This is a genomic window from Lysinibacillus sp. SGAir0095, from assembly GCF_005491425.1.
In the GTDB taxonomy this organism is placed as follows: domain Bacteria; phylum Bacillota; class Bacilli; order Bacillales_A; family Planococcaceae; genus Ureibacillus.
The window spans coordinates 2,692,709-2,714,937 of record NZ_CP028083.1; the positions used below are offsets into that span (position 1 = coordinate 2,692,709).

The 22,229-nt window shown below is 35.0% G+C and carries 28 protein-coding genes; 2 read left to right on the forward strand and 26 right to left on the reverse strand.

The genetic code is table 11. The annotated features are described in order from the left end of the window. Positions 1 to 10: 10 nt before the first annotated feature. From C1N55_RS13245 to C1N55_RS13295, 11 genes are all read right to left on the reverse strand, one after another. The gene (locus tag C1N55_RS13245) at positions 11 to 763 is read right to left on the reverse strand and encodes a GNAT family N-acetyltransferase (RefSeq protein ID WP_137730647.1); all 753 of its coding nucleotides are present in this window, start codon (positions 761 to 763) and stop codon (positions 11 to 13) included. Between the two features lie 142 nt (positions 764 to 905). Continuing rightward, complete coding sequence (locus C1N55_RS13250) at positions 906 to 2,306, reverse strand: M48 family metallopeptidase (protein ID WP_137729272.1); 1,401 nt, start codon at positions 2,304 to 2,306, stop codon at positions 906 to 908. Between the two features lie 149 nt (positions 2,307 to 2,455). Continuing rightward, complete coding sequence (locus C1N55_RS13255) at positions 2,456 to 4,012, reverse strand: GNAT family N-acetyltransferase (protein ID WP_137729273.1); 1,557 nt, start codon at positions 4,010 to 4,012, stop codon at positions 2,456 to 2,458. Between the two features lie 70 nt (positions 4,013 to 4,082). After that, positions 4,083 to 4,655 (reverse strand): glycerol-3-phosphate acyltransferase, encoded by a 573-nt coding sequence (locus C1N55_RS13260; RefSeq protein WP_240758296.1) that lies wholly within the window; start codon positions 4,653 to 4,655, stop codon positions 4,083 to 4,085. Positions 4,656 to 5,184: 529 nt separating this feature from the next. After that, positions 5,185 to 5,697, reverse strand: coding sequence for a GNAT family N-acetyltransferase (locus C1N55_RS13265; RefSeq protein ID WP_137729274.1), 513 nt, complete (start codon positions 5,695 to 5,697; stop codon positions 5,185 to 5,187). Between the two features lie 123 nt (positions 5,698 to 5,820). Then, entirely contained in the window at positions 5,821 to 6,786 is a 966-nt protein-coding gene (locus C1N55_RS13270; RefSeq protein WP_137729275.1) for a quinone oxidoreductase family protein, read from the reverse strand. A 176-nt stretch (positions 6,787 to 6,962) separates the two neighbouring features. Then, entirely contained in the window at positions 6,963 to 7,409 is a 447-nt protein-coding gene (locus tag C1N55_RS13275) for an NUDIX hydrolase (protein ID WP_137729276.1), read from the reverse strand. 141 nt (positions 7,410 to 7,550) lie between these two features. After that, positions 7,551 to 7,805, reverse strand: coding sequence for a hypothetical protein (locus C1N55_RS13280; protein ID WP_137729277.1), 255 nt, complete (start codon positions 7,803 to 7,805; stop codon positions 7,551 to 7,553). Between the two features lie 207 nt (positions 7,806 to 8,012). Then, on the reverse strand, positions 8,013 to 8,231 hold the full coding sequence (locus tag C1N55_RS13285; RefSeq protein ID WP_137729278.1) for a hypothetical protein: 219 nt from the start codon (positions 8,229 to 8,231) through the stop codon (positions 8,013 to 8,015). Between the two features lie 262 nt (positions 8,232 to 8,493). Next, positions 8,494 to 8,859 carry a hypothetical protein gene (locus tag C1N55_RS13290; RefSeq protein WP_137729279.1) on the reverse strand — a complete coding sequence of 122 codons (366 nt, stop codon included), beginning with the start codon at positions 8,857 to 8,859 and terminating at the stop codon, positions 8,494 to 8,496. A gap of 161 nt (positions 8,860 to 9,020) precedes the next feature. Beyond that, a complete protein-coding gene (locus C1N55_RS13295) occupies positions 9,021 to 9,527 on the reverse strand; it encodes a nucleoside-diphosphate sugar epimerase (protein WP_137729280.1) in 507 nt (168 codons plus the stop codon). A gap of 513 nt (positions 9,528 to 10,040) precedes the next feature. Between C1N55_RS13295 and C1N55_RS13300 the strand changes: the two genes are divergently transcribed. Beyond that, entirely contained in the window at positions 10,041 to 10,550 is a 510-nt protein-coding gene (locus C1N55_RS13300; protein ID WP_137729281.1) for a DUF2179 domain-containing protein, read from the forward strand. Positions 10,551 to 11,027: 477 nt separating this feature from the next. After that, positions 11,028 to 11,477: a DUF4429 domain-containing protein gene (locus C1N55_RS13305; protein WP_137729282.1), complete on the forward strand. Its 450-nt coding sequence runs from the start codon at positions 11,028 to 11,030 to the stop codon at positions 11,475 to 11,477. Between the two features lie 293 nt (positions 11,478 to 11,770). On the opposite strand, the gene C1N55_RS13315 is transcribed toward C1N55_RS13305, so the two are convergent. The 15 genes from C1N55_RS13315 to C1N55_RS13380 form a co-directional block, all read right to left on the reverse strand. After that, complete coding sequence (locus C1N55_RS13315; protein WP_137729284.1) at positions 11,771 to 12,100, reverse strand: YolD-like family protein; 330 nt, start codon at positions 12,098 to 12,100, stop codon at positions 11,771 to 11,773. A gap of 18 nt (positions 12,101 to 12,118) precedes the next feature. After that, positions 12,119 to 12,460, reverse strand: a complete 342-nt coding sequence (locus C1N55_RS13320; RefSeq protein WP_168193858.1) for a YhjD family protein — start codon at positions 12,458 to 12,460, stop codon at positions 12,119 to 12,121. Further along, a complete protein-coding gene (locus C1N55_RS13325) occupies positions 12,457 to 12,678 on the reverse strand; it encodes a transcriptional regulator (protein WP_137729286.1) in 222 nt (73 codons plus the stop codon). The genes C1N55_RS13320 and C1N55_RS13325 overlap by 4 nt, the downstream gene beginning before the upstream one ends. A 103-nt stretch (positions 12,679 to 12,781) precedes the next feature. Next, the gene (locus C1N55_RS13330) at positions 12,782 to 15,103 is read right to left on the reverse strand and encodes a type IV secretory system conjugative DNA transfer family protein (protein ID WP_137729287.1); all 2,322 of its coding nucleotides are present in this window, start codon (positions 15,101 to 15,103) and stop codon (positions 12,782 to 12,784) included. Between the two features lie 12 nt (positions 15,104 to 15,115). Further along, positions 15,116 to 15,376, reverse strand: a complete 261-nt coding sequence (locus C1N55_RS13335) for a hypothetical protein (protein WP_137729288.1) — start codon at positions 15,374 to 15,376, stop codon at positions 15,116 to 15,118. A 36-nt stretch (positions 15,377 to 15,412) separates the two neighbouring features. After that, positions 15,413 to 15,649 (reverse strand): Rossmann-fold NAD(P)-binding domain-containing protein, encoded by a 237-nt coding sequence (locus C1N55_RS13340; protein WP_137729289.1) that lies wholly within the window; start codon positions 15,647 to 15,649, stop codon positions 15,413 to 15,415. Between the two features lie 2 nt (positions 15,650 to 15,651). Then, positions 15,652 to 16,062 carry a hypothetical protein gene (locus tag C1N55_RS13345; protein ID WP_137729290.1) on the reverse strand — a complete coding sequence of 137 codons (411 nt, stop codon included), beginning with the start codon at positions 16,060 to 16,062 and terminating at the stop codon, positions 15,652 to 15,654. A 103-nt stretch (positions 16,063 to 16,165) separates the two neighbouring features. Then, a complete protein-coding gene (locus C1N55_RS13350) occupies positions 16,166 to 16,747 on the reverse strand; it encodes a hypothetical protein (protein ID WP_137729291.1) in 582 nt (193 codons plus the stop codon). 309 nt (positions 16,748 to 17,056) lie between these two features. Beyond that, a complete protein-coding gene (locus tag C1N55_RS20565; protein WP_168193859.1) occupies positions 17,057 to 17,215 on the reverse strand; it encodes a hypothetical protein in 159 nt (52 codons plus the stop codon). 110 nt (positions 17,216 to 17,325) lie between these two features. Then, positions 17,326 to 17,538: a hypothetical protein gene (locus C1N55_RS13355; RefSeq protein ID WP_137729292.1), complete on the reverse strand. Its 213-nt coding sequence runs from the start codon at positions 17,536 to 17,538 to the stop codon at positions 17,326 to 17,328. A 141-nt stretch (positions 17,539 to 17,679) separates the two neighbouring features. Next, positions 17,680 to 18,552 (reverse strand): N-acetylmuramoyl-L-alanine amidase, encoded by an 873-nt coding sequence (locus C1N55_RS13360; protein ID WP_137729293.1) that lies wholly within the window; start codon positions 18,550 to 18,552, stop codon positions 17,680 to 17,682. Beyond that, positions 18,549 to 18,983, reverse strand: a complete 435-nt coding sequence (locus tag C1N55_RS13365) for a phage holin family protein (RefSeq protein WP_137729294.1) — start codon at positions 18,981 to 18,983, stop codon at positions 18,549 to 18,551. Before C1N55_RS13365 ends, C1N55_RS13360 begins: the two co-directional genes overlap by 4 nt. 99 nt (positions 18,984 to 19,082) lie before the next feature. Further along, positions 19,083 to 19,454, reverse strand: coding sequence for a hypothetical protein (locus C1N55_RS13370; RefSeq protein ID WP_137729295.1), 372 nt, complete (start codon positions 19,452 to 19,454; stop codon positions 19,083 to 19,085). Between the two features lie 15 nt (positions 19,455 to 19,469). Continuing rightward, a complete protein-coding gene (locus tag C1N55_RS13375; RefSeq protein ID WP_137729296.1) occupies positions 19,470 to 20,624 on the reverse strand; it encodes a hypothetical protein in 1,155 nt (384 codons plus the stop codon). A gap of 4 nt (positions 20,625 to 20,628) precedes the next feature. Then, entirely contained in the window at positions 20,629 to 22,137 is a 1,509-nt protein-coding gene (locus C1N55_RS13380) for a phage tail protein (RefSeq protein ID WP_137729297.1), read from the reverse strand. Between the last annotated feature and the right edge of the window lie 92 nt (positions 22,138 to 22,229).

The following is a 22,229-nucleotide window of genomic DNA, read 5'->3' on the forward strand; positions in this document are numbered from 1 at the left end:
AATCTAGAATCTACATAAGCTCCTTTAGACGCTTCATGACCGAATGAATAGTTAATCGATGGAATGTAATGAGGTTTCTCTTATAAATAACTGAAAAAATCCCATAAGGTGTTGGTGAGAGCTCCATTAACTCTTCTCTGTTTTTCAGGTCAATTATGTTGACTTCGATTCCCAACTTGTTGGCACCTGCGATTATATTTTCCGTCGCCACTTCTACGTACGGACATTGGAAAGAGCGTATTATCGTTAGATCTTCGAATCTGGCAACCCTCTCGTCCCAATTAGTTGGGAAGCTTGGTAACGTGTATCTTTTTCCCAGTTGATAAACAAGCAGTTCAAAATTCTTCGGTGCTGTATCCATCAATTGAAAATTATTTTTTAAAAAGATATCTTTGCTCGGAGTCCAAGACGTCTCTGGATTTGTCACCACTACAACACCTTGCTTATGATTTTTTCTTGCATGTTGAAGACAATGGTTAATTAGCTTGGCACCATATCCTTTGCCCGTTTCGCCTACCCAAAGGCAATGGATTACCAAATAATTATCCGCATGAACTACTCTAGAAGAATATTCAGCATCCGTATATTCTATAAAACCTACTTGTTTATTATTTTCAAGTAATTGAACATATTTTAAGCCTTCCTCAAATCGTTCGTTCAGCCACTTGTTTTTATTTATGTACCCAAGCGTTTTTTTCTTACTTCTAAGGCAATAGCTCCCGATACCCTCGAGTATTTCTGTATCAAGCTCCACTACTTGCATACCTGCCAAAAATAACCCCTCCCTAGTTTTCTATATATCTATTTCGAGTAATAAAGTTGTTTCTCCTTTATAGATTTCTTTTAAAATTAAAAAGCATCAATCCTTGATGGATTAATGCCCTTCTTCTTTTTGAAAACTTTATTTAATATTTTTTCAAAAGTTGTCCAATTTCTCTCTCACCTGACTGAATTGCAACCATATATGCATTCATATTTGCAGAATCAGTCAAACTTGGATCTGCTCCTAAATCTAGTAATGCTTGCACAGTACCTATATCTGAACTGTAAATTGCATAAGTTAATGCTGTAGAACCGCCATATTCCTGATAATTTGGATCCGCACCAGACTTAACTAGTAGCTTGACCATTTCTTGGTCTCCAAGTTCAGCAGCCGTCATTAAAGCAGTCATACCATAACTACTTTCATAATTTGCATCAGCTCCTGCCTCAAGCAACAATCCTACTATTTCAGAATTTCCACTTTTAACAGCCCAATCTAATACTGTATTTCCATAATAGTCTTCCTGGTTAACATCTTCTCCGTTTTCGATCATCTGTGATACCTGATCAATTTCTCCATTTGCAACCGCCGTAATAAATGGTGAAATCTCTGCATCTTCTTCGTAGTATTCTTCATCTTCATAATAGTCCATAGGTTCATACAAAAGGAATTCATTCACAGCGTAGTATATTCCGATAATGAATAATACAACTAGTCCAGCTAATGGACCGCTAACTATTATCCAAAGCATCCTAATTTTAATGGGTTCAATGATTCGATGTTGTCTTTCTCCAAAGAGTAATGCAATTTCGTCAATTCGTTTTGGTAGCGCTGGATGGGTAGATAATACTTGGCTTAGCCAAACAAAAAAACCCTTTTCTTCATTTAATTGTTTCATAAATTCTTCTTTATCAACATGTAAATAGAGATGTTTTCCTATCGCAAGCATCGTTAAACTATTTTTAGATGCTTCACTATTTTGAGTGTAATAGGCAGCATAGCGATCACAAGTATATTCACAAGCTCTTAAATAGAGCTCAGCCAAACCAGGTATCCACATAGCAGGTAAAATCAATATTTGTTTTGACAAATGGTTTCGTTTAATATGTGCAAGTTCATGCGCCAGGACAAAGTTGAGTTCATCTTCCTGATTCGTATTTATTAATTCAAAGATTTCCGCATAAATGACTACCATATTTCGTCCAAAAAAACGCGTAGCAAAGGCATTCAGAATACCCCCTGACTGTAACACATAAATGTCTGGAATTTTACTGATTTCCATTTCCCTACATAGTTCTTCCGCTTTACTAAAAACTTCAGGGAACTGTTCCGAACTTATTTTCACTGCATTTGAACGGATATTTCCAATCATAAGGGCACTAAAGAGAAACGACATTAGCATAAATGCAAATAGTACGAATATCCCAACAATCGACATTGCTAATACAACATAAGTTAAGATACTAATTATAAGTACAAGCCAAAAATATTTATTTTCATTTCTATGTATTAATTCATTTGGTAAAATCGAGAGTTCTTTCACTTATTAATCTCCTTAATATAAAATTAACCATATTATAACTCTGACTACTTTCTATTTGATAGACGTAATTATTTCCATAGTTTTCTCTATCTTTAATAAGCACAAAAATAGCTAATCCGGCAAAATTTCAGATTAGCTTTAATGTTAATTCAATAGGCAAGGTTCTCAACTAAAATAAGTAGATAATAACCCATAACCTGTTGAAGTTGTTTAATTGCCTCTTCAAAATCTGGTTGTATTGTGGAAAGCTGTACATAATTTCGTTCTCTTAAGTACGCACTTTCCGCATGCAATAGAATACCGTTTAACTTCAAATCATCCTGTATACCTTTTAATTCAATTGGTAGTTGTACTGTCACAATCATAGGGAAATTAATTGTTGGGACTCCATACCTTTCGACAATTTCTAGATCTTGTAGTTGCATAAATCTTTGTTCTAACAGTCTATAGCGTGCTGGGTACTCTTTTAGTGCATCAAAAGTATTAGCCACTAACATTGCCGGTATGGTAAATGGAGGATTAGATTGTTGATATCTCGCTAGATTGAGGTAAGTTGGCAGTTTTGCCTCTTCCACAAGCTGTTGTGAGAAAATAAAAGCAAGACCGCTCATCGCTCCAATGGCTTTCCCACTTACAGAAGTAGCCAAAAATAATTCGTTCATTGAAAATGGGAATGCCCCAAATGAACTTATACAATCAGCACATAACTTCACATGATAACGTTTTGTCATTTCTAGAATGGGTTCAATGGGGTTCAGTGTACCTGTTGACGTTTCACCATGTACCATTAATACCCATTCATAGTCGCCAGTTTCTATGCGTTTTTCAATTTCAACTAAATCATGGGACACCCCCCAATCTGAAGATAAGGTATCAAAAGAAAGTTCCCAGTTTGTGGCTTGATCCACCAATCTTTCACCAAATTCCCCATTTACTAAAATAAGACCTTTTTTCTGGCTACTTACTTTTAATTGTCCTAACATGACATCATTAGCTAGTGTGCCGCTCCCCACCACAGTAGTAATATGATTCGCCTTTGAGAGCGTTAGTAATTGGTCTTTCATTCTTGCGAATAAATCTCTAAATTCATCAGAACGATGCGATAAACTGGTATGGGTTAATGGCACAATTTGTTTTACTGGCCCTGGGTAAAAAGTAAAGTGGTTCCCCTTAGAAATTCTCTTTTCCAATTCAAGTTCAAATTTTTTTCTAGTTAAAATCATCGGTACAAATTTGGCTTCTTCCGTTCCAACTGCAGGAGCAAATGGTTCAAATCCCATATGCCTATAGAGCTTTTGTTCACGGGTAGTTCCTGATATGACAGCTGCGGAATACCGTTGGTGATAGGCAAACGCATATACTGCTTGTATTAAACGATAGAATACACGTCCCGTACGATATGCCTTTTTTACTGCCAACAAACGTATTTCGGCTAATTTCTCACAATCTTTTTCCTGTAAGTACTGCTCTATTTTTCCAAGCTTTTCATCTAACGAAAAGGGTCGATTATCTCGGAAAGCAAGCATACCTACTATCTCGGTTTCTTTATATACAACTATGTATTGATTTTCATTATGAAATCGGTCCACTTTCCTTCTTGTTTCATTTGGTACATACTGCGGAATTTCCTCCACAAAGGTTTCATAATTCAGTGCAGCTATGTCATCAAATTCCTTTTCCGTTGTCGCAATTTTACACCAATACATGAAATAACCCTCATTCCTTTTGACAAATTTGGTTTAAGAGGACCGTCTTTAAGTAGGCGATATTCCATCCCTACTGATTACTTAGCCCGTTTATGCGGGATAAATTACTGCGATGTTTCCAAATTATAAGACAGATTGACAGAATGACTCCACTATATGTATGCATGTTGCCTTCCCATATAATAGAGGCTATATAAAGAGTGAATCCACCAAGCATTCCGACTGTTAAGTTTCTTACAAATATGAAAAGCAACAATGTTCCTACAATCATCCAAATAAATAATATGGGCTCCAGATATAAACCAGCCCCAATGAATGTGGCAACACCTTTGCCACCGTGAAAACTTAGGAAGACTGGATAAAGATGACCGACAATCACAAAAAGCATACCAATAGCTAAAATCCATTGTTCAAAGTCCATCACTTGACCCAAAATAATGACAAGTATCCCTTTTAGAGCATCACCTAATAATGTAATAACAAATGCCAATCGCCCAAGGACTCGACCTGCATTGCGTGCTCCTAGGTTTCGACTCTTTTGTTGACGCAAGTCAACTCGATACCATTTTCCCACGATAAATGCCGTCATGAAATTTCCTGCTACATAACAAGTCAGCCAATATAGTATTATTAATTCATTCAAGCTATGACCCCCGATCAGAAAAGATTCAATCTATCTTCATTTCATCTCCAATCGGCGTATTATGATAAATCACTGTCACATAAAAAAGAAACTACAACTCTGTTTGGTTGTTCAAAAAGAGAATCTCTTCAAAATTGCTATCTCTATATACCTTTTACGATATTCCACGCATATACAGCCTTACATATGAGAATCTTATTGTTGAATAATTACGAACATTAAAGTCGCAATAATAAAATAACCCAAGAACCGTTCCTTCCCTTTAAATTTTCTTTCTATTAAAAGATACATAATTAAAACAATGAAACACGATGTAAATAAATCTAAAATCAATCAAATCACCCCGCCTAACCATTTTACCATAATTAACCAGTTGTTGATTGATAGTTTTACATAATTTAGAATTGAATCGTACAAATTTTCGATAGCCAATGAAAAGCTTTCCTTTTATTAGGACAACTCCCTTCCCTCTATATAATTGAAAGGACGCAATTCATTGGATAAATGTTCCAAAACTAATTAGCTACACTCAATCAGCAATCATCTTGTAATAATAAACAGTTGAATGGAATAGTCCATCTGATGACTCTGCATAATTAGGGATTTTCCCAGCTTCAATATAGCCCATTGAAGTATAAAGTAAATTTGAAGGATCACCTTCTCGTGTATCAAGAACTATTAATGATCTCCCCTGCTGTATCGCTTGTTCTTCTGCTTTTTTCATAAGTGAACGCCCGATACCATTACGGCGAAAATTAGTATCGGTCATTAGTTTGGCAATCTCAGCTCTATGACGACCGTTTGGCTTTGCACTTAAATGTAATTGGATACTTCCAACAATCTGATTGTTTTTTTTGGCAACATATAATAATACATCTGGACTTAATACATTTTCCCAATATTTTTTAGCATCCGACAGTTGTAATGGAGGTAAAAACCCGATCGATGCCCCATCTTCAACTACCCGAATTAGAAGCTCCGATAGCTCCTCTATGTGATCCTCTATAGAATTTAATCGTTCAATTACTAGATTCTTATTCATCCATTCACCTCATTAACATTTTTTTAATTTCAACAATAGACTTATGGAATACATTTAAGAAATAAAAAAATAGAAAGCGCATTTCATTGTATCTACTTAAAAGAAGGGTCTCTTCCTTCTTCACTATATCTTAAGTAAAACTTTCCCCTCATACTTCCGGCTCTCTATCAACCTATGTGCATCTGCTGCATCACTTAGATTAAATACTTGTGCAATTGGGAGACTGATATGTCCAGAAGCAAAGAGCTCTATTACTTTTTCTGCAACAGGTGCCAAGCGCACTGGATCATGTTTTCTAGTTGTGCCCAAGCTAAATCCTTTAATCGTTCTACAGCTACTATGAACGTCATTTGTTGTAAATGTCCCTGCTTGGCCGCTGCTATTGCCGAATTGTACTAGTGTTCCATAAATTGCCAAGCAATCTAAACTTTTTCTTGTCACCTTTCCTGCAACTGAATCAAAGATTAGATTTGCACCTTGATTATCTGTTTCTCTTAAAACCTCATCTGTAAATGTTTCATAAGTGTAGACAAGATCTGCGCCTAATTTCCTGACATAACTTACTTTTTCTAAACTGCCGACAGTCCCTATTATTTTTTGAACACCAAATAATTTAGCTAGCTGAACGAGCATCGAACCTACACCGCCTGCCGCACTATGGATGACAATGGTGTTCGTTTTTTTTACTTGTCCAAGCTCATGCAAAAGCATATAGGATAGGAATGATACGACTGGCATTGCCGCAGCCTGTTCAAATGAAAGGCTGGCTGGAATCTTGTAAACCAGATTTTCATTGGCTACCACATACTCTGCATATGAACCCGCTTTAGGAAAAGCAATCACCCGATCTCCTATCGAAAAAGGAGAATTCGGATTCGTCATTTCAACAGTTCCAGCCGCATCCAACCCTAATGTTAAAGGGAAAGTTGCTTTATCCTTATTCCCATTTCGGGCTTTAATATCTGCATAATTCACACCTGTAAACGCAACCTTGATCAAACATTCACGATCACCTAATTTCGGTATTTCAAGATCTGTGTATCTAAGTACACCTGCATCCCCATATTCATTCTGAATTATTGCTTTCATATGATTCCCCTCCTTTGGCACTTACCAAAATTTTACCATTAACGGATTTAATAATGAAACTTTATTAATTTTATGGAATCTCATAAGATTTTCTTATTTAGTTAACGAAAATTCTTATTATCCCTTCTACCAATCAATATTCTACGCTGCTAGTGAGGGCTCTACGAATCTCTATATCATATATAATCTAGTATCTTCCTATCCAACGAGTCAAGGTAGCCAATTTCTTCCTCCAAATCCCAGAGCTTTATTTCCGCTATCTCTTCATTTTCTTTAAATGGCTGGATTTTTTCAGTTGTTGTGAAATATACGGGATTAAATTTAATCTCACCACTCATTGTATTTTTTGATTTCAACAATCCCTTAAATTCCATATCTGGTACTACTTGTCCAGTTTCTTCGTAGAGTTCCCGAATTGCACATTCCTTTGGTGTTTCTTCCCTTTCTCGAGTTCCAGCGGGTAATTCCCATTGCTTTCGCCAAATGTTATAGCACATTAGAAATTTCCCATCACATTTTATGACTGCAAATGAACCAGCAAGCGATTGATAATTATCCATTTCTTTCTCTGTAATATTAATAAAGTCAAGAAACACAAATCCATGATAGTTAAGTTTATTCAAATGCTTTCCTCCAGAAATTAATTAATATAGTACTCTAATTCTAATTTTTTATGGAATATTCCTATGTAATAAAAAAATCGCCGAGAAAATTTCTCGACGAAAAATCAAACTGATTAATAAGATGATTAAAGAAAAACAAATTTAGAATGATAACAACTCTCCAGTCATCAAAAAAACAATGCAATAAATGTCTGCGGGTATCCATAAAAGGGTTGGCGCCACTGGATTTAATTTTACTAATAGCCATATGATTGTGTTTTTGAACCCGCCGGTTGCTTCTAATTCAGCTTCCAAGGCTTGGTGTGCATTGCTTTCATTTATTAACTTTACCTTGCTTAGACTAGAGTTATGATAATCGGCCTCCAAAAATGAATATTGAGGATTTAAAATCGTCAAGTCTACACTCCCTCTTATCACTAATAAGTCCTTCACGGAAAAGTTGGAAGCAACAACAAAATAGGCATAAATAATAATTGGTTTTATTATATTCAGGATATATAGTTAACATGACTGTTACTACTCCACATTTTGACGGAATTATATGCAATCCTTTCGAGTACTTCTTCCATCTCAACCAAATTGTTCGATCAGTGTGATGATTTGTTAGAAAGGTTTATAAGGTCGATTAGGGCAATACTTGCAATTAGGGTCACTACATTTCGATTCAGTCCACTCATTACATTCTGGACAAAAATAAGCATCAAATTCTTCATAATAAACTAAATTAGCCTTACAGTTCGAACACCATTGCTTTTGGGCAATATGACCATAAAATTCAAAATCACCAATCTTTACTTTATCATCTACTTGTACTATTTTCATGGTTATTCTCCTTAAAGGCAAATTCAATAGTCGCTAGAGGCTTTATTCAAATTACGATTCATTTTTCACTATCATTTAACCTCAATTAATAAATTATCTATTTTTAGTGGGAGAAGATTGGCTGAACACTAATTTGCAAGTTAGTAACAAACCCCTCCCTTTTCATCTATTATATTGCTCCTTTAAATATTAATTCCATTTATAGCCACCTTTCCAAAATAAAAACCTTCCACAAAAATGGAAGGATAATTGTTTTTAACCATTATTTACAGATTGCACCCATGCTTTCTAAAAAGATTCTGGCATCAGTATTTAGATAATTTATCGTCTCTTTTTTCAGGAGCAATAGCTCGTTTCCTTTTATATTGCGTTTCATACCTCTAATATCAAGCCTGGTTGCGTATACGTTAAGAGTATTTATTACAGTAATCTCCATTTTTGTTAACGATGCTTCTCCAGATTCTAACTGTTCGTATAGAAACTTTAGTAGTTCTCTCGCATTTCTTTTTAAGTGAATTCTATTTTGATTTACTAACTCAATATTTTCCTCGATGTATTTTCTTGCTGTAGTAAATTCTAACTCATCCACTGATTTATTAATTTTTAAAATTAGTTCTTTTATATCCAATACTAAAGCCCCTTTAATTTTTATTCCAACTAGGTATATCGGATAATAATAGGAATGTTTTATATTGAACTTTAGATATATTTAAAACTATAATCATGAGTACCGTATATCATTACTGGGCTATGCAAAAGAACAGCACACTCAAACGAAGGTGCCTAGCATTATTTTATCTTTATATTTTCAATATATATTTCAACATCTTTCAATAACTGTTTAAATAATATCCTATTTTTCTTTGTAATTTTTATTCTTTCATTTTTCCTTGCTGTCTTTAAAGAAAAGTCTTCGTGAACAATAAAGCTTCTAAGATCTGCTAAGATTTTAGTATTATTCTTAAAATTTAAAAAATCACTCATTTTTTCCTCTAAATCAAGAATTACATTAACATCAGATGTATTTCTATATTTCCCATCAAAAATCACTTTATAGATATCTTTTAGCAGTTGTTCAATTAGTGCATACAGCTCAACAGTTAGTGATGCATATTTCCGATCTTTACGGCGACCATATAATTCTTCCAATTCATAATCACTCAATAGCTCTACCCATTTAAAAGTACCGGATTTATTTGAAGTTTGTTTAACAATTTGATGGAATTCCTTTTCAACCAAATAAAGATCCGCGAGTGCATGATCTATTAACTTCTTAATAACCTTCTTTTTACCCAATTAAAACACACCTTCCATCGAATGAATCGTCATTCCCCTTTATTAAAATGAATATTGTTTAATTGTTTAGGAAGATATTTCCTGCACTCTTTTCACGCAATTTTAAGTTTAATAAAAAAGGGTTCTGGATTGATGACCGAATCCTCTAGTGGATTCCCAATTTCTCCACACCCCTTTCAAATACCATACCCGAAAAATACGTCTACCCCCCTATTATTGTTTTACAAAGTTCTTCAATAAAATTTACAGGCAGAATCTTCTGCGTTGGAAATCGGCTGGTTGTCTCGAACAACTTGAAGACTCACTAATCTTCTCTCATAGTCACGTCGCCTAGTAATATATAGGCCATATTTTGAAAAATGAAACCTCTAGTTAATAAGATAGGGCTTACCACGTTTTGCAAAGGTGTATTAGGGATAATTAGACAGTATAGAACCACGCAGCTATTTCTTAAAAAGATCGTTAGCTTTACTATTTCGAGGTCGTAATTTCTAAAATTCGGAGGAAATTGATATGGAATTTCTCATTATTTTATTTGCGAAAGTAATCGAGGTTTCTTTGAGTACGGTTCGGACTGTTTTTATTTCAAAAGGGATGAAGGGCTACTCTTCTTTCATTGCATTCATTGAAGTTCTGATTTGGTTAAAGGTAGTCAGTGTAGTATTAATCGACATTAGCGAAAATCCTGCAAATATGGTCGCTTATGCGATTGGCTTTGCAATCGGGAACTATATTGGCATATGGCTGGAATCCAAATTGGCCATAGGACTTATTACCATTCAAGTCATTGTGGATGAAAGTGTGGGACAAGAATTGGCAAACTACTTGCGAAGCCAGAACGTCGCCGTTACTGTCATGCATGGAGAAGGTAGAGACACTAACCGAAGCATCCTGATCCTCCATTTAAAGCGTAAAATCAAAGATAAAGTGATCCAAGACATTGAGCAAAAAGTTGATAAAGCACTTATTACAGCATCTGATGTAAAAGTCATTCATGGTGGATATGGTTTACTTAGAAAGTAATCGATTATATTTGAATTGCAAAAAAAGAGATGCTTGAGATAGCGTCTCTTTTTGAATGTTACGAATTATCCATTTTATCCATATTATGCTGTTTTATATTTACGATAATGAAAGACTTTGCAATGGATTCGCCCCTAACAAAACACTCAATTATTGTATTTAGAGAAAAACAAAAAAGGGATTCTGCATCGATGACCGAAGCCACGATAGAATCCCTTTCATCACAAATCCATAGGTATCAAGGATTTGTATTCGTTATTATGACGTCCCAGGAGGACATATAATAAAGGTGTACAACCCTATATTTATCAATATACAAAAGCCCATTTGTGTAATAATGGTGTAACATTACAAGTCAGTTTATCCTTATTCAATCGAATTATATATATCTTAGTTACCAATTTTATTTCCAAATTTCATTATAGCTTTTTCTATCTTTTACCAATAAAATAAAATTAATAAAGAGGAGGATGAACTATGGCCAAAGTATTCGAATTTAAATCTAATGGAAAGTTCATTGTGATTGTGGATGATTATAGTGTAAAAGTACAACCAAAAGGAATAATGAACTTTATGACTCTCGGGGGCTCTAAAGGTGAGAAGTCTATCCCTATTAGTTCAATATCAGCCATTCAATTTAAAAAGCCTTCAATAACAACGGGCTATATTCAATTCGCTTATGCAGGATCCATTGAAACAAAAGCTGGCACATTAAGTGCAGCAGCTGATGAAAACTCAATTACGTTTCATAAAAAGGATTTGGCCAAAGCAGAAGAGTTAGTTGCTCTGATTGAAAGTAAAAGACAAAATCCTATAGCCCAAGTTTCAGCAGCAGATGAATTAAAGAAATTTAAAGAGTTATTAGATGAAGGAATTTTAACGAAAGAGGAATTTGAGGCTAAGAAAAAACAGTTGCTTGGCATTTAATATGAGCAGATATAGAAGAGGTCAAAATTGGTCTATAGTCTGGGGATTATATTTATTCTCGCCAATAATCTTATTATTTACTTTGTTTGGATTAAATGTAGTGGCAAACTTATTCTTAGGGTACGTTAGTTTTTTTACTGATGTATTAGGTATTCCAGAAAAGTCATTATTATTGATAGCAGCTACATTTGGCACACCAGTTTTTTTAGTTTTTATAGGTTTTGTTTTATACACAAATCTAAGAGGGCAAATACAATCTAAGAAATGAGTCACTCAGTTTGAGTGACTTTTTATTATTCATAAATATCAACCTTAATGATGTACTTCAAGTACAGTTTAAAAGGAAAATCATCTGTACTAATTTTAATTGCTTGATCATTAGGTAGCAATTCTAGAATCTGACCGTGAAATTCTTCCGACCGTTTATTCTTCCAGTAGTTAATAGAGATATTAGAATTAGCTTGATAAGCAATATTCAAGTCATCAGCTAAAGCATTCAGACTAAACTCGTCATATTGAGGTTCAGTAATATCATTATCGCTTTCGTACCATTCTCTAATATCCCGAACATGCTCAGTTAACATCATGGCAGTCCACTTCTTATTACCTCTATCTTTTAACAAATACGTCCCCACCTTTTGTTAATTTGTTAAACCTAATAATCGTTTTACTTCCACTTCACAATGGTTTTTAAGTGCAATGTTTGAATATCTTTTTTCTGAAACCACCCCCTTCTCTATTACTGAATAAACTGTGAAGTCTCCATCCAGTTTACTTCCTTGTAATTTAACTCCATTCTTCCCCAGGTCAACTTTTATGTTTTTCAATTCGTTATACATCTCGTTAACCTTAGAGTCAAACCACATTTCAAAAGCTCTTTGCATTTTAAAGTTTCCGATATGTTTGCGATCCCTTTCTAGAGTCCTTATGGTTAGATCTAAAATGATTTGTTTATGTATTTGTTCGATATTATTAAAATTCATATCACTTCACGCTCTTTTCGGATTACTGGGACTATGACAAGGACATTTTCGATAATGAAAGTACGAGTTGCATGCTTTAAGAAACAATACGCGCTAAAAGAATCATCTGTAATTTTTGTGACTTTAATACGTCTCTTACTGATCTCACCATTTTTTGCAATGTACATCATTTCAATTACTTGGTTACGTTCCAGCAATTTTACCAATTGAGCTCTCATAATACCCCTCCAACAATCGAACTAACGTTCTTATTTCATTCGATTATAGAACAAATGTTCTTATGTTAGCAATAGAAAAAACCAGGAAATGAATACCTGGTTATCACTTACTTATTGGCTTTGGTAGTTCTGTAATAAATTGTGCATACCCATCTTTTGTTTTGATGTAATTTAAACTGTGGAATCGTTTTAAGTTTTTAAGGTCTTCTGCTTTATAAGGATATAGTTCCTCTTTTAACTCATCAAAGTTCTTTTTGTCACATCCAGCTATCAACATATACGACGCATTAGCACTTCTCAATTCGTCGCGCATATATCTAAGTTGATTGATGTAATGGCAGCTGACAATCGGCTTCATACCAAACTTAGCAATCTGTGACAGGTTTGATTTTAAGAATTTTTCTGTATGTTCAACCTGGTAAATTTCATCTATTAATAAGTTCACTTTTACAAGGTCCTTTTCTTCCTGTAAATCTGCTCTTACTTGTAAAGCTAACCAAATTTTTGTCATCCAGTAAGTTGTGAAAATATCCTTTTCCCCTGCAGTAGTAAACATAGCCTGTGGCATTTTAACCACGATAAGTTGGTTTTTTTGCATTTCTTCTACTAAATTGATATTTTGATCCGTAGTCTTCTTTAACATTATTTCCATGTATGTGTTACGCTTTAGAACACTCAATCGGTCAATGATACCGGCTTGCACTTTCGTACCAATGACTTCACCGTCTTTATTCTTATCGTCTAATTCAAATAAACTATCCATATATTCACTTAAAAATTCTTTTTGCTTCTCTGGTACTCTGCTAATAAAATTATGCCGTGTTTCGTGATTTAACAGAACTGCAAAAACATCTTTTAAGCTGCCAGTTGAAATGTACACAACCAAACATGCACTTTCCAAATAGCGTTCCATTTTTGGAGTAAGTCTACTATTATCCCCGGTATCATTGATTGAGTTGATGAGAGTTAGCGTATTTGAGGTTTGTCGTTTAGCATTCTCATATTGTTTGAATGGATTTGTACTAAATCCAACCTCGTTATAACCAATTCCTTGTATCTTCTCGAAATCAGCACATGATATCTCTAATACTTTTTCTTTTGGGAAGCACGAGGCAATCTCATCTGATAACTCGCATTTCTTGATAAAATCGAAGACGATTACACATTCACCATTATCAATAGCATCCTTACTTAGATTAGCCATCAGCTTACTTTTACCTGCACGAGTCGGACCAATTAAAAGTAACATCAGTTTCTTAAACTGTTCATCATTAGACAGATATGCTTTTTGCTTATGACCTCGATAAGTAACTTCACCAATGCAAATGGATCCGCTTTGTATATCTTTAGGAATTTGTGTTTCCTGTGTATCAATCCTATCCATAAAGGAATATCGTTCAATTAATTCTCGACCAGGTAAATTAATAAAGTTTTGTACCTCTTCATCATATACTTTATTAATAGAGGCACCTGGAAAGCGAGTATCTGTATATTTAAAGTCCTTCTTGTAGCTCTTTTTCGTGAATTTATTATCTGCTGCAATAACTTCAAATGCATCTGCTATCGATGTGGCGTAACTAATTTCACGTACCTTTGTTTTACTTTCACTCAGGACCAATACCTGGCTCTCAAGGATTTGCCCTCTACCTTTTTTCTCGGTGCTCTCACTAATCCGCTTACCGCCATTAAGCTTATCAAGTAGAGCATCGAGTACATTTTCTTCCGCTTTCTTTTCATCCTTCCCCGCTAATATTTCTGTAATATCTTTCATAACACCATCAAGAATTGAGATAAACATTTTGAATATATAGGCCAAACCAGTTTTATTACGTTCAACCGGAACACCTTTTTTAACTTTATCGATTGTACGAGCGTAACTGTGTCTGAAGCTATTCTGGGAAGTTGGTACAAAGTTATAGAACACACCAACTTTATCGCCAGTCTCAAGAACTTCTACCACATTAAGCGTAGCATTCAATAACTCATTACTCGTTCTATTTGTATGAAGACTTAATCCATCCTCTTTTACATAATCCATTTGGTATTTCGTTGCTTTAGACAAAAACTGTGGAAGGTTACTCTCCTCGATATATTCAATTGTTACTTGATTCCAAACGGCACTCATTTTCTCTTCGAATATCTTTTTAATGTAATCAGGGAAAATGAAGTAGAATTCGATTTTTTCTTTCTCCATATAAATAAAGAATGAAATCTTTCCAACAAGTGAAAATTCAAATTTTGTAGGGATAAATAGCTCTTTTCTGAAGAGTTTTAGCTGTTTATGGTTTACGATTCTGAAGTTTGAGAAGATAGATCGATGCATAGTAGAGATGGTTTTTGAGATGAGGTGAGTGTTTGTGTTTCTAATTGAGTTATTCGGTTTTAGCTTTGCGAACAAATAATTAGGTTTAATTACGCTTATCATAAAGTTTCCTCCTTATAACAAACGATACATTTTATCATGATAAATTAACATTAAATCCTTGAAAACAATAAGCGTTATATTTGCAAGTTCATCAGGACCAAGGTTACCCCGTTTTGTTTCAATTTTATTTAAGATGTCAGCAGTAGTCTCGCAAGTGTACCTAATGAACTCTTCGTAATCGAAACGAAAATTACCAACAAATTCGTTTATTTCTGATTCATAATTCGAGATTAATATCTTTCTAATCGTATTAACTTGTTCTTTTCTTTTCAAAAGAATCTCCCTTCGTTTTGAAATTCAATACGTTAATCAGATACCGAACATCCCTTGAATAAAAATATTTATCACCTGTATTAAAAAGAAATAAGGCATTGATTTTTTTACCCCACAAACTTTTGCTATTATTAGTCCTGCGCCCCCATATAGAGCAGCAATTGAACTGAATTCAACAAGAGCATCTTTAAATAGCTCCCACGACACTTCCACAGCTTCCATAAAACGCTCTTTCATCTTTTCAATAACTGCATCTGCTATTTTGTCTACCATTATTAAAGCTCCTCTCTGAAAATCGATTCAATTTCATTCATCGCCCAAGGTAATCCCATTAATACCCCAAAGATTAAAACGTATTGAAGTAGACCCCTTTTCGCTCCTTCGAAATCTTCTTTCATTGAACGACCAACGATATCCCAAGCACCTTTGATTATTACTATCCATTTTGCAATGCCAATAAAAGTATCAAAATAAAATTTTTCTGCCCTTGCATCTAGCCCCCCTGCAGCAAAAACTGATGAATCCATAGTGAAATAAAAAATCGTGCCGGCTATTACAATTTTTATTAGCTTCTTTGACAGATCCGATTTCTTTATTACTGTTTCAAGCTCTTTTTTCGATTCAATGATTAAAGGCTTACGATACGAGACTTTTGTATAGTTTTCTTGTAATTCTTCAAAAATCATTAAAAATCGCTCCTTTTTAGTCATCTTTTCTAAGCTGTCCGCATATGTTGTGGAGAAAACACACCACAACTTCATAGGCTCTTTACAGCCTTTTTTCAACCTCTTATTTAACCACAGGAACTACGTCCTGTAGGACACCGTCTACCCCTTCATCAAGTCTTTTATATTCATCTGCAATGTAAAGTAACAAAGAAACAATACCGTATTCTTCATCAACTGTATAATCTTTGTTAATCGTACGAACAATCTTCAGGATCATATCTTTTCTTTCCTTGTCTATCTTCTTGCTTAAAAACTGCTTAATGTATCGATCAAGAAAAGCATAATCTTTCATACTTTTTTCAACTCCATATGCTACAACTTTTGCTACGCTAGATTCCATTGCAAAAGACAAATGATAAGCATAATCATAAAGCTTACCATTAACTTTCATTGAGATTCTTTCTATATTTTGTGAACTCGACTCAAATTTTTCAGCTTTTTTATTCCCTTGAAAAACAGCCCCGTCTATTTGTATTCCCCTTTTAAAATAAGGCGATAATTCTCGACCTAAACCACAACGAAATGACTGGTTGCATAAATCCTCACAAATACTTTTAACACTGTATCCCGTGACGAAACTAAGCTTGTAGATTGTGTCCTTAACGTCAATGTCTATGAAAGGTTTTACCTCACGTTTTTCCATGTTGCTCACACTCCTTTTGGACATTGGAATTACTGATAGTGATTTATAATCCACTGTCCCGTTGTTTTTTACCAATTTATTCGACAGTAATCACGTTTATTCGTATTTTTTAAAATTATTTTGGAAATACTGATTGTAGTAATATCAAGGAGAGATGATAATGGCAACTAAACAATTTAACGAAGAAGGCTTACGTAAAATTGCAGCAGGAATGAAAAAAGCGACAGAAAAATACGGATTACCTACGAAGAAAAAAGGCGATAAAAAGAAATAAAAAACTGCCCCTCATTAAGAATGGCAGTTAAGCATTTACCTATTTGAGGCAGCTTGTAAGCAACCCCCTAAGAACATTAAAAGAAGTACCCATATTGCACCAGGTGTAGAAATAATAGCGTTATAAAACGCACTAATAACTTCTCCCATTGCAACAAATATGGCACCGTTAATATCAATTTGGTCAAAAATCATTAGGTGTCCCCCTTACTTTTTTACCTAATTATGTATATTTACCTTAAAAATTACAAATGATAAGTCCTTAAAAATAAGAGCCTACCATGATTACTGGAAGGCTCTAATTTTTATCGAAAGATTAAATTATATTGATACACCTGTCCATCGATTTCAATTTGAGGATTTTGAGCGAGGTTTATCATTACTTCAGCATCCTTAAAGAAAATTGGATAAGCCCCATCTACAATTAAAGTAGGATGAATCATTGATATGTGATATTTACTTTCAAATTCTATAACATCTCTGTTTGGTGTTTGAATTGTTACTTTGTATTTGTACATAGCATTAAGCCTCCTTTTTTTAAAAGGATACTATTTCAAGATGGAAAAAGTTGTTAAATTTATCACACATACTTATAAATAGTTTGAATATTTTGTGAACAAAAAAAGAGGACCAGGCTAAATGTCTGGTCCTCTACTCAATTACCCTAATTTATTGTTAGCGTAAGTCAATGCATAGCTTGTTAAATCCCCGTCTGAGTATTTATCTAATTTTGAAAGATGTGTAGCTTTAAAAGTACCATCAGCTACAGCTTTCTTGATTAACTCTTTACAAGAGTACTTCCCTGTATCGTTTAACTGTTGAGCTTTTACTTGCTCTTCTAATACTGCAATTCGTTTAGCTTGAATTTCGATGATTTTTTTCAATTCTTCATATTGTCCCACTGTTAATTCCCCCTTTGTAATTGATACCCCTTGTACTTCGCTCGATTTCTTTAGGCCAACATGCTTTGCGAATGCCTGAGCAATTAACTTACCCGCATTTTCAAGCGCCATATTGTCGCGTAATTTTTTTATATCAATAAAGGAATCCATAAAGCCACCTTCAACTAAAACAGCTGGCATTTTTGTCTCGCGAACAATGTGTAAATTCCCTTTCTTTACCCCTCTATTATTTAAACCATAGGCCTTTACAACTGCAGGATGAATTGCATTTGCTAAAGCTACGCTTTTCGGATTAGGGTTTGTATATACAAAAGTTTCTACGCCTGTATGATAACCATACACACTTGACAGCCCATTATGATGGAATGAAAAATAATAATTAGCTCCCCAGTCATTTGCTCTATCAGTACGTTCTTTAAGAGGCACATCGCGTTGGCCAGTTGGATCATCGAATCGTTTAGAAGCTACTCCTTCATATAGTGATAACTCGTTTGCAAATGCTCGAGCAACATTATCATTGAATTCCCACTCTGGTTCCCCATCTGGTGTACGTTTCCCTGGAGTAGCATACAGTTTTTTCAGTTTATTCTTATAGCCACCATGCCCTGCACAATAACCAACTTTAATCATTTAGTTTCACCTTCTTCATTCAAGCCCGTTTTTTCTTTAACGATTTTTAATAGGTTCTTTATAAATGGAGGCATTGGTGCACCCATCTTTACCCCATTTTCAGTAATTGAAATAAGCTCAACAGCAATATATGCAAAGGCAGCACCATCCCCGATATAACCGCCGAAAATGTCAAAATCAACATAATGGCCAGTCATGAATTCAAGGGCATAGATTAAACCAATTAACATCAAGATATATAACTTACGAACAAATCCTGTCCATCCAATACGACTATTCAACTCTTTGTTTATTCCAGCTGCAACTAGACCGGTAATATAGTCTGCAAGCATAAACAACATGAGAATTGATACCGCAACACCTACTAGATCAAACATGTATGAAGCGATTGCTCCAAGAACTCCTGTGAACACAGCTATTTTATTTTCCATTTACGACACCCACTTAATTTTAGTAGCACTGCTAGGTACAGTGCATTTCTCTATCTCGGTGCAAAATAAAAACCCTCCACCCTTTTCATTGTGGAAGGCTTAAGCAGTTTGTTGTTTCGCTGGATTAGGAACAATTTTATTGAATAAGTTTCGATTAAATAGTCCTCCGCCAAATTCAAAAAATGCTTCTTTGTTAATCTCATTATCTACCTTAAATAAATCAATTTGATTGTGAGTCCCTTTTGACACCTTCAATCCAGTGTGCAGCGTTAACTCATAATCCAAATCTATTAATGCATCTCCGACGGGTAAAATAGCAGTAATGGTATTTAAGCTTAATAATGAATCTCCTACTTTAATTGACACTAAATTGGATCCTTTAAATTTTGTGAATGTACCATCTGAATTAAAATCAGATGTCTGATTCAAAGTAATTATTGCGCCGTCATTTAGTAAAATTTGATAGTCCATATTTATTAATCTCCTTTATTGTATGGAATTTAGTCGTGAGCTCATTGAATTAATAGCATCAGCGTTTGCATCTGCTCCTGAAGATTGAGTAGATAATTTATTTACAACCATAGCATTGATCGCATTTATTGCTTCGTTTAGCTGCAAAGCAAAAATCGGGTTACCTGAGTAGACAGTTGCAAAAGTATAATTAGAAAGGTTTTTATACTGTCTAAAAGCATTAACTCGATTACAAAAGCCTATCCATTCGCTAGCTGGAAAGTAAAGATTTTGACCACTAACTTTCGGGTATGTCCAAGTCCAATCTTGAGGTCTAGTTTGCACGTATTGAATTCTAACGCTACTTGATCTTGCGTTACCTGCCGCATCATAAGCTGTTACTCGCATATAGTAGTAGCTGCCGTTAACAAATTCGTTTCCGTATGCGTCAGATGTAAAAGTTCTATACAAAGCAGTAGTGTACATTCCGTTTCCGTAAGTAGTTCCATTAGGATTACTAATTTCTACATAGTAGGTGTCGAATGATCGCATTCCTATACCGTTATCGTAAGCTGAATAAGCAACTTGCATTCGCCCATAACCATCACCATTCACATAACTAAATACAGGTGCAGTTGTGTCGGCTGCGTAAACGCTATTTGAAGTTCTACCGGAACTTGAACCAGCACTATTGTAACCGTGCACCACATAATAATAGGTCTTGCCGATAGGTAATCCACTAAATGTTAAACTAGTTGAATAGGCAATATATGATGCGTAGAATGCACCGTCTGAATAGAGGTAAACATCGTACTCTGTTGCATTGCTAGAACTTCCCCATGAAGCAACTAGGTATCCGTTTCCATTATCCGTTAAACTTGCATAGGACGGTGTACTAGGTAGTGGTGGCGATTGTGTAGCACCGTATGTTTGCCCCCAATAAATTTCACTGGATGAAGCAAGCGATTGTACCCACGCTTTAATTAAATAAGTTGTTCCTGGGCTTAAGCCGTAAAAAGTATTCCTAGTTAGATCACCAGTTCCACTCGAAGTCCAATTAATTTCACTTACTACTGTGTTTCCTAGAAGTATTTGCGCTCTAAAATTGTAGTATTGGTTAGCAGGTTTCCCTAATCCGTTAATTTCAACTTGTATACTGGATGTAGATGAACCAGAAGTTGTAACTGCCATCTAATCACGCCCAAACTGCAACGGGTTTGTTGTTACCCCAGTAAATACGACTGACACTATTTAAATTTAAGGCATCACAGTTAAAATTAATGTCTCCCCCATATTCACCGTTTCCGCCACTGATACTCGCCATGCTATTAAATTGGATTTTTTTAGCCACGCCAAAGTCATTCAATTCTCCTAGTTGTATGCTGTTCCCTACTTCTATACTCTCGAGAGTTTTAATATTCCCTTTGAATATTGCCCCATCACCAAACACTTGGCCGATAAAATTAATCCTTTCAGCAACTATATCAATCGTTGTAGAAGTTTGATTTATCAAAGAGGCTATCCTATTCCCATTGTAATCTGTCTCACTTACTTTGAATGAGATATTGGTAGCATTCTGAACTATTTGTGATTCTGCTGTTCCCATTCGAGTGTTTAAATCTGATACAGAAGAGACGATACTGTCGGCTTTAATCTCTAATGTTGCTACAGACTCTCCGATTTCTTCAACTTGAAAAGTAATGCGAGTGTCCAGCTTTTCGATTTTACTTCGATAATCTTTTTTAGCAGCAGTGATTTCTCCGATTACCTTATCAACATACCCCTCTCGAATATAGTTGCCAAGAGTAATGGATACGGGTACAAATTGATACATGTCATCAATTTTTTTTAATTCCTCATCGATTTTCAGAACTCTAGCTGACAAATTCATATCCATTTTTTCATAAACCACTCTCACACTCTCTCCAATTTCTCGTGCTTTTGTTTCTGACGGATCCACACTTAAGGTAAACTTAACCTCATCATCGAGAGTTTGTTGAATTATCGCTAACATTTCTTCATGAGTTTCGATTGCTTCATCCTTTATTGATTCCGCTTCAATTTCACCGTAAACTTCAGCAAGAGGTGAAATGTAAGTAACACTGACTCCAGAGGCCCCGTAATAACCTGTAATCTTTGTTCTCAGAGTTGTTGAATCAAAATCTTCGCCAATTGACTGAATGTTGTGAGCGTGACGATAAATAGCACCGTAATCCCCTGATATACGCTCTTGGACACTGATCTGCTTACCAGGTAAGATTGTAAACTCTACTTCAAACAGGTTACATAAATCAGTCATTAACTTCACAATATTATTGAAGCCAAAGCTCTCTACTTCTATAGTTTTATCTACATTCGTTACAAATGACCAATCTGTCCCGTTAAACAAGAAGTTTAATGCTTGTTGAAGCGAAATAGTTCCACCTAACGTACTGTCACGTCTGGTTCCAATGAGATCACTATAGACATGCACGCATTTCACGTTTGCATATTTCGGGCGCTTAGCTAGTTGTTTTATACGGTATTCATGGCCTTCATACTCGATTAAGTGTTCATTCTCCAACAATCTATATCCTGGACTGTTAGGGTGGTTAATCGCCGTGAAGTTAAATTGCATTGTGCTATTCAATTCTAAAATTCTTTTCGGACTTTGGATATGATTCAGAGGTAACTCTTGTGTTTTTGATTTAATTTTTAGTATCAACTGGTATCACCTCGACTTTTAGAAAATTTAAAAAGCACTCTCGAGTGAGAGTGCTCCAGATTGTCGACAAAAGGCCTTCAGAATGGTCACAT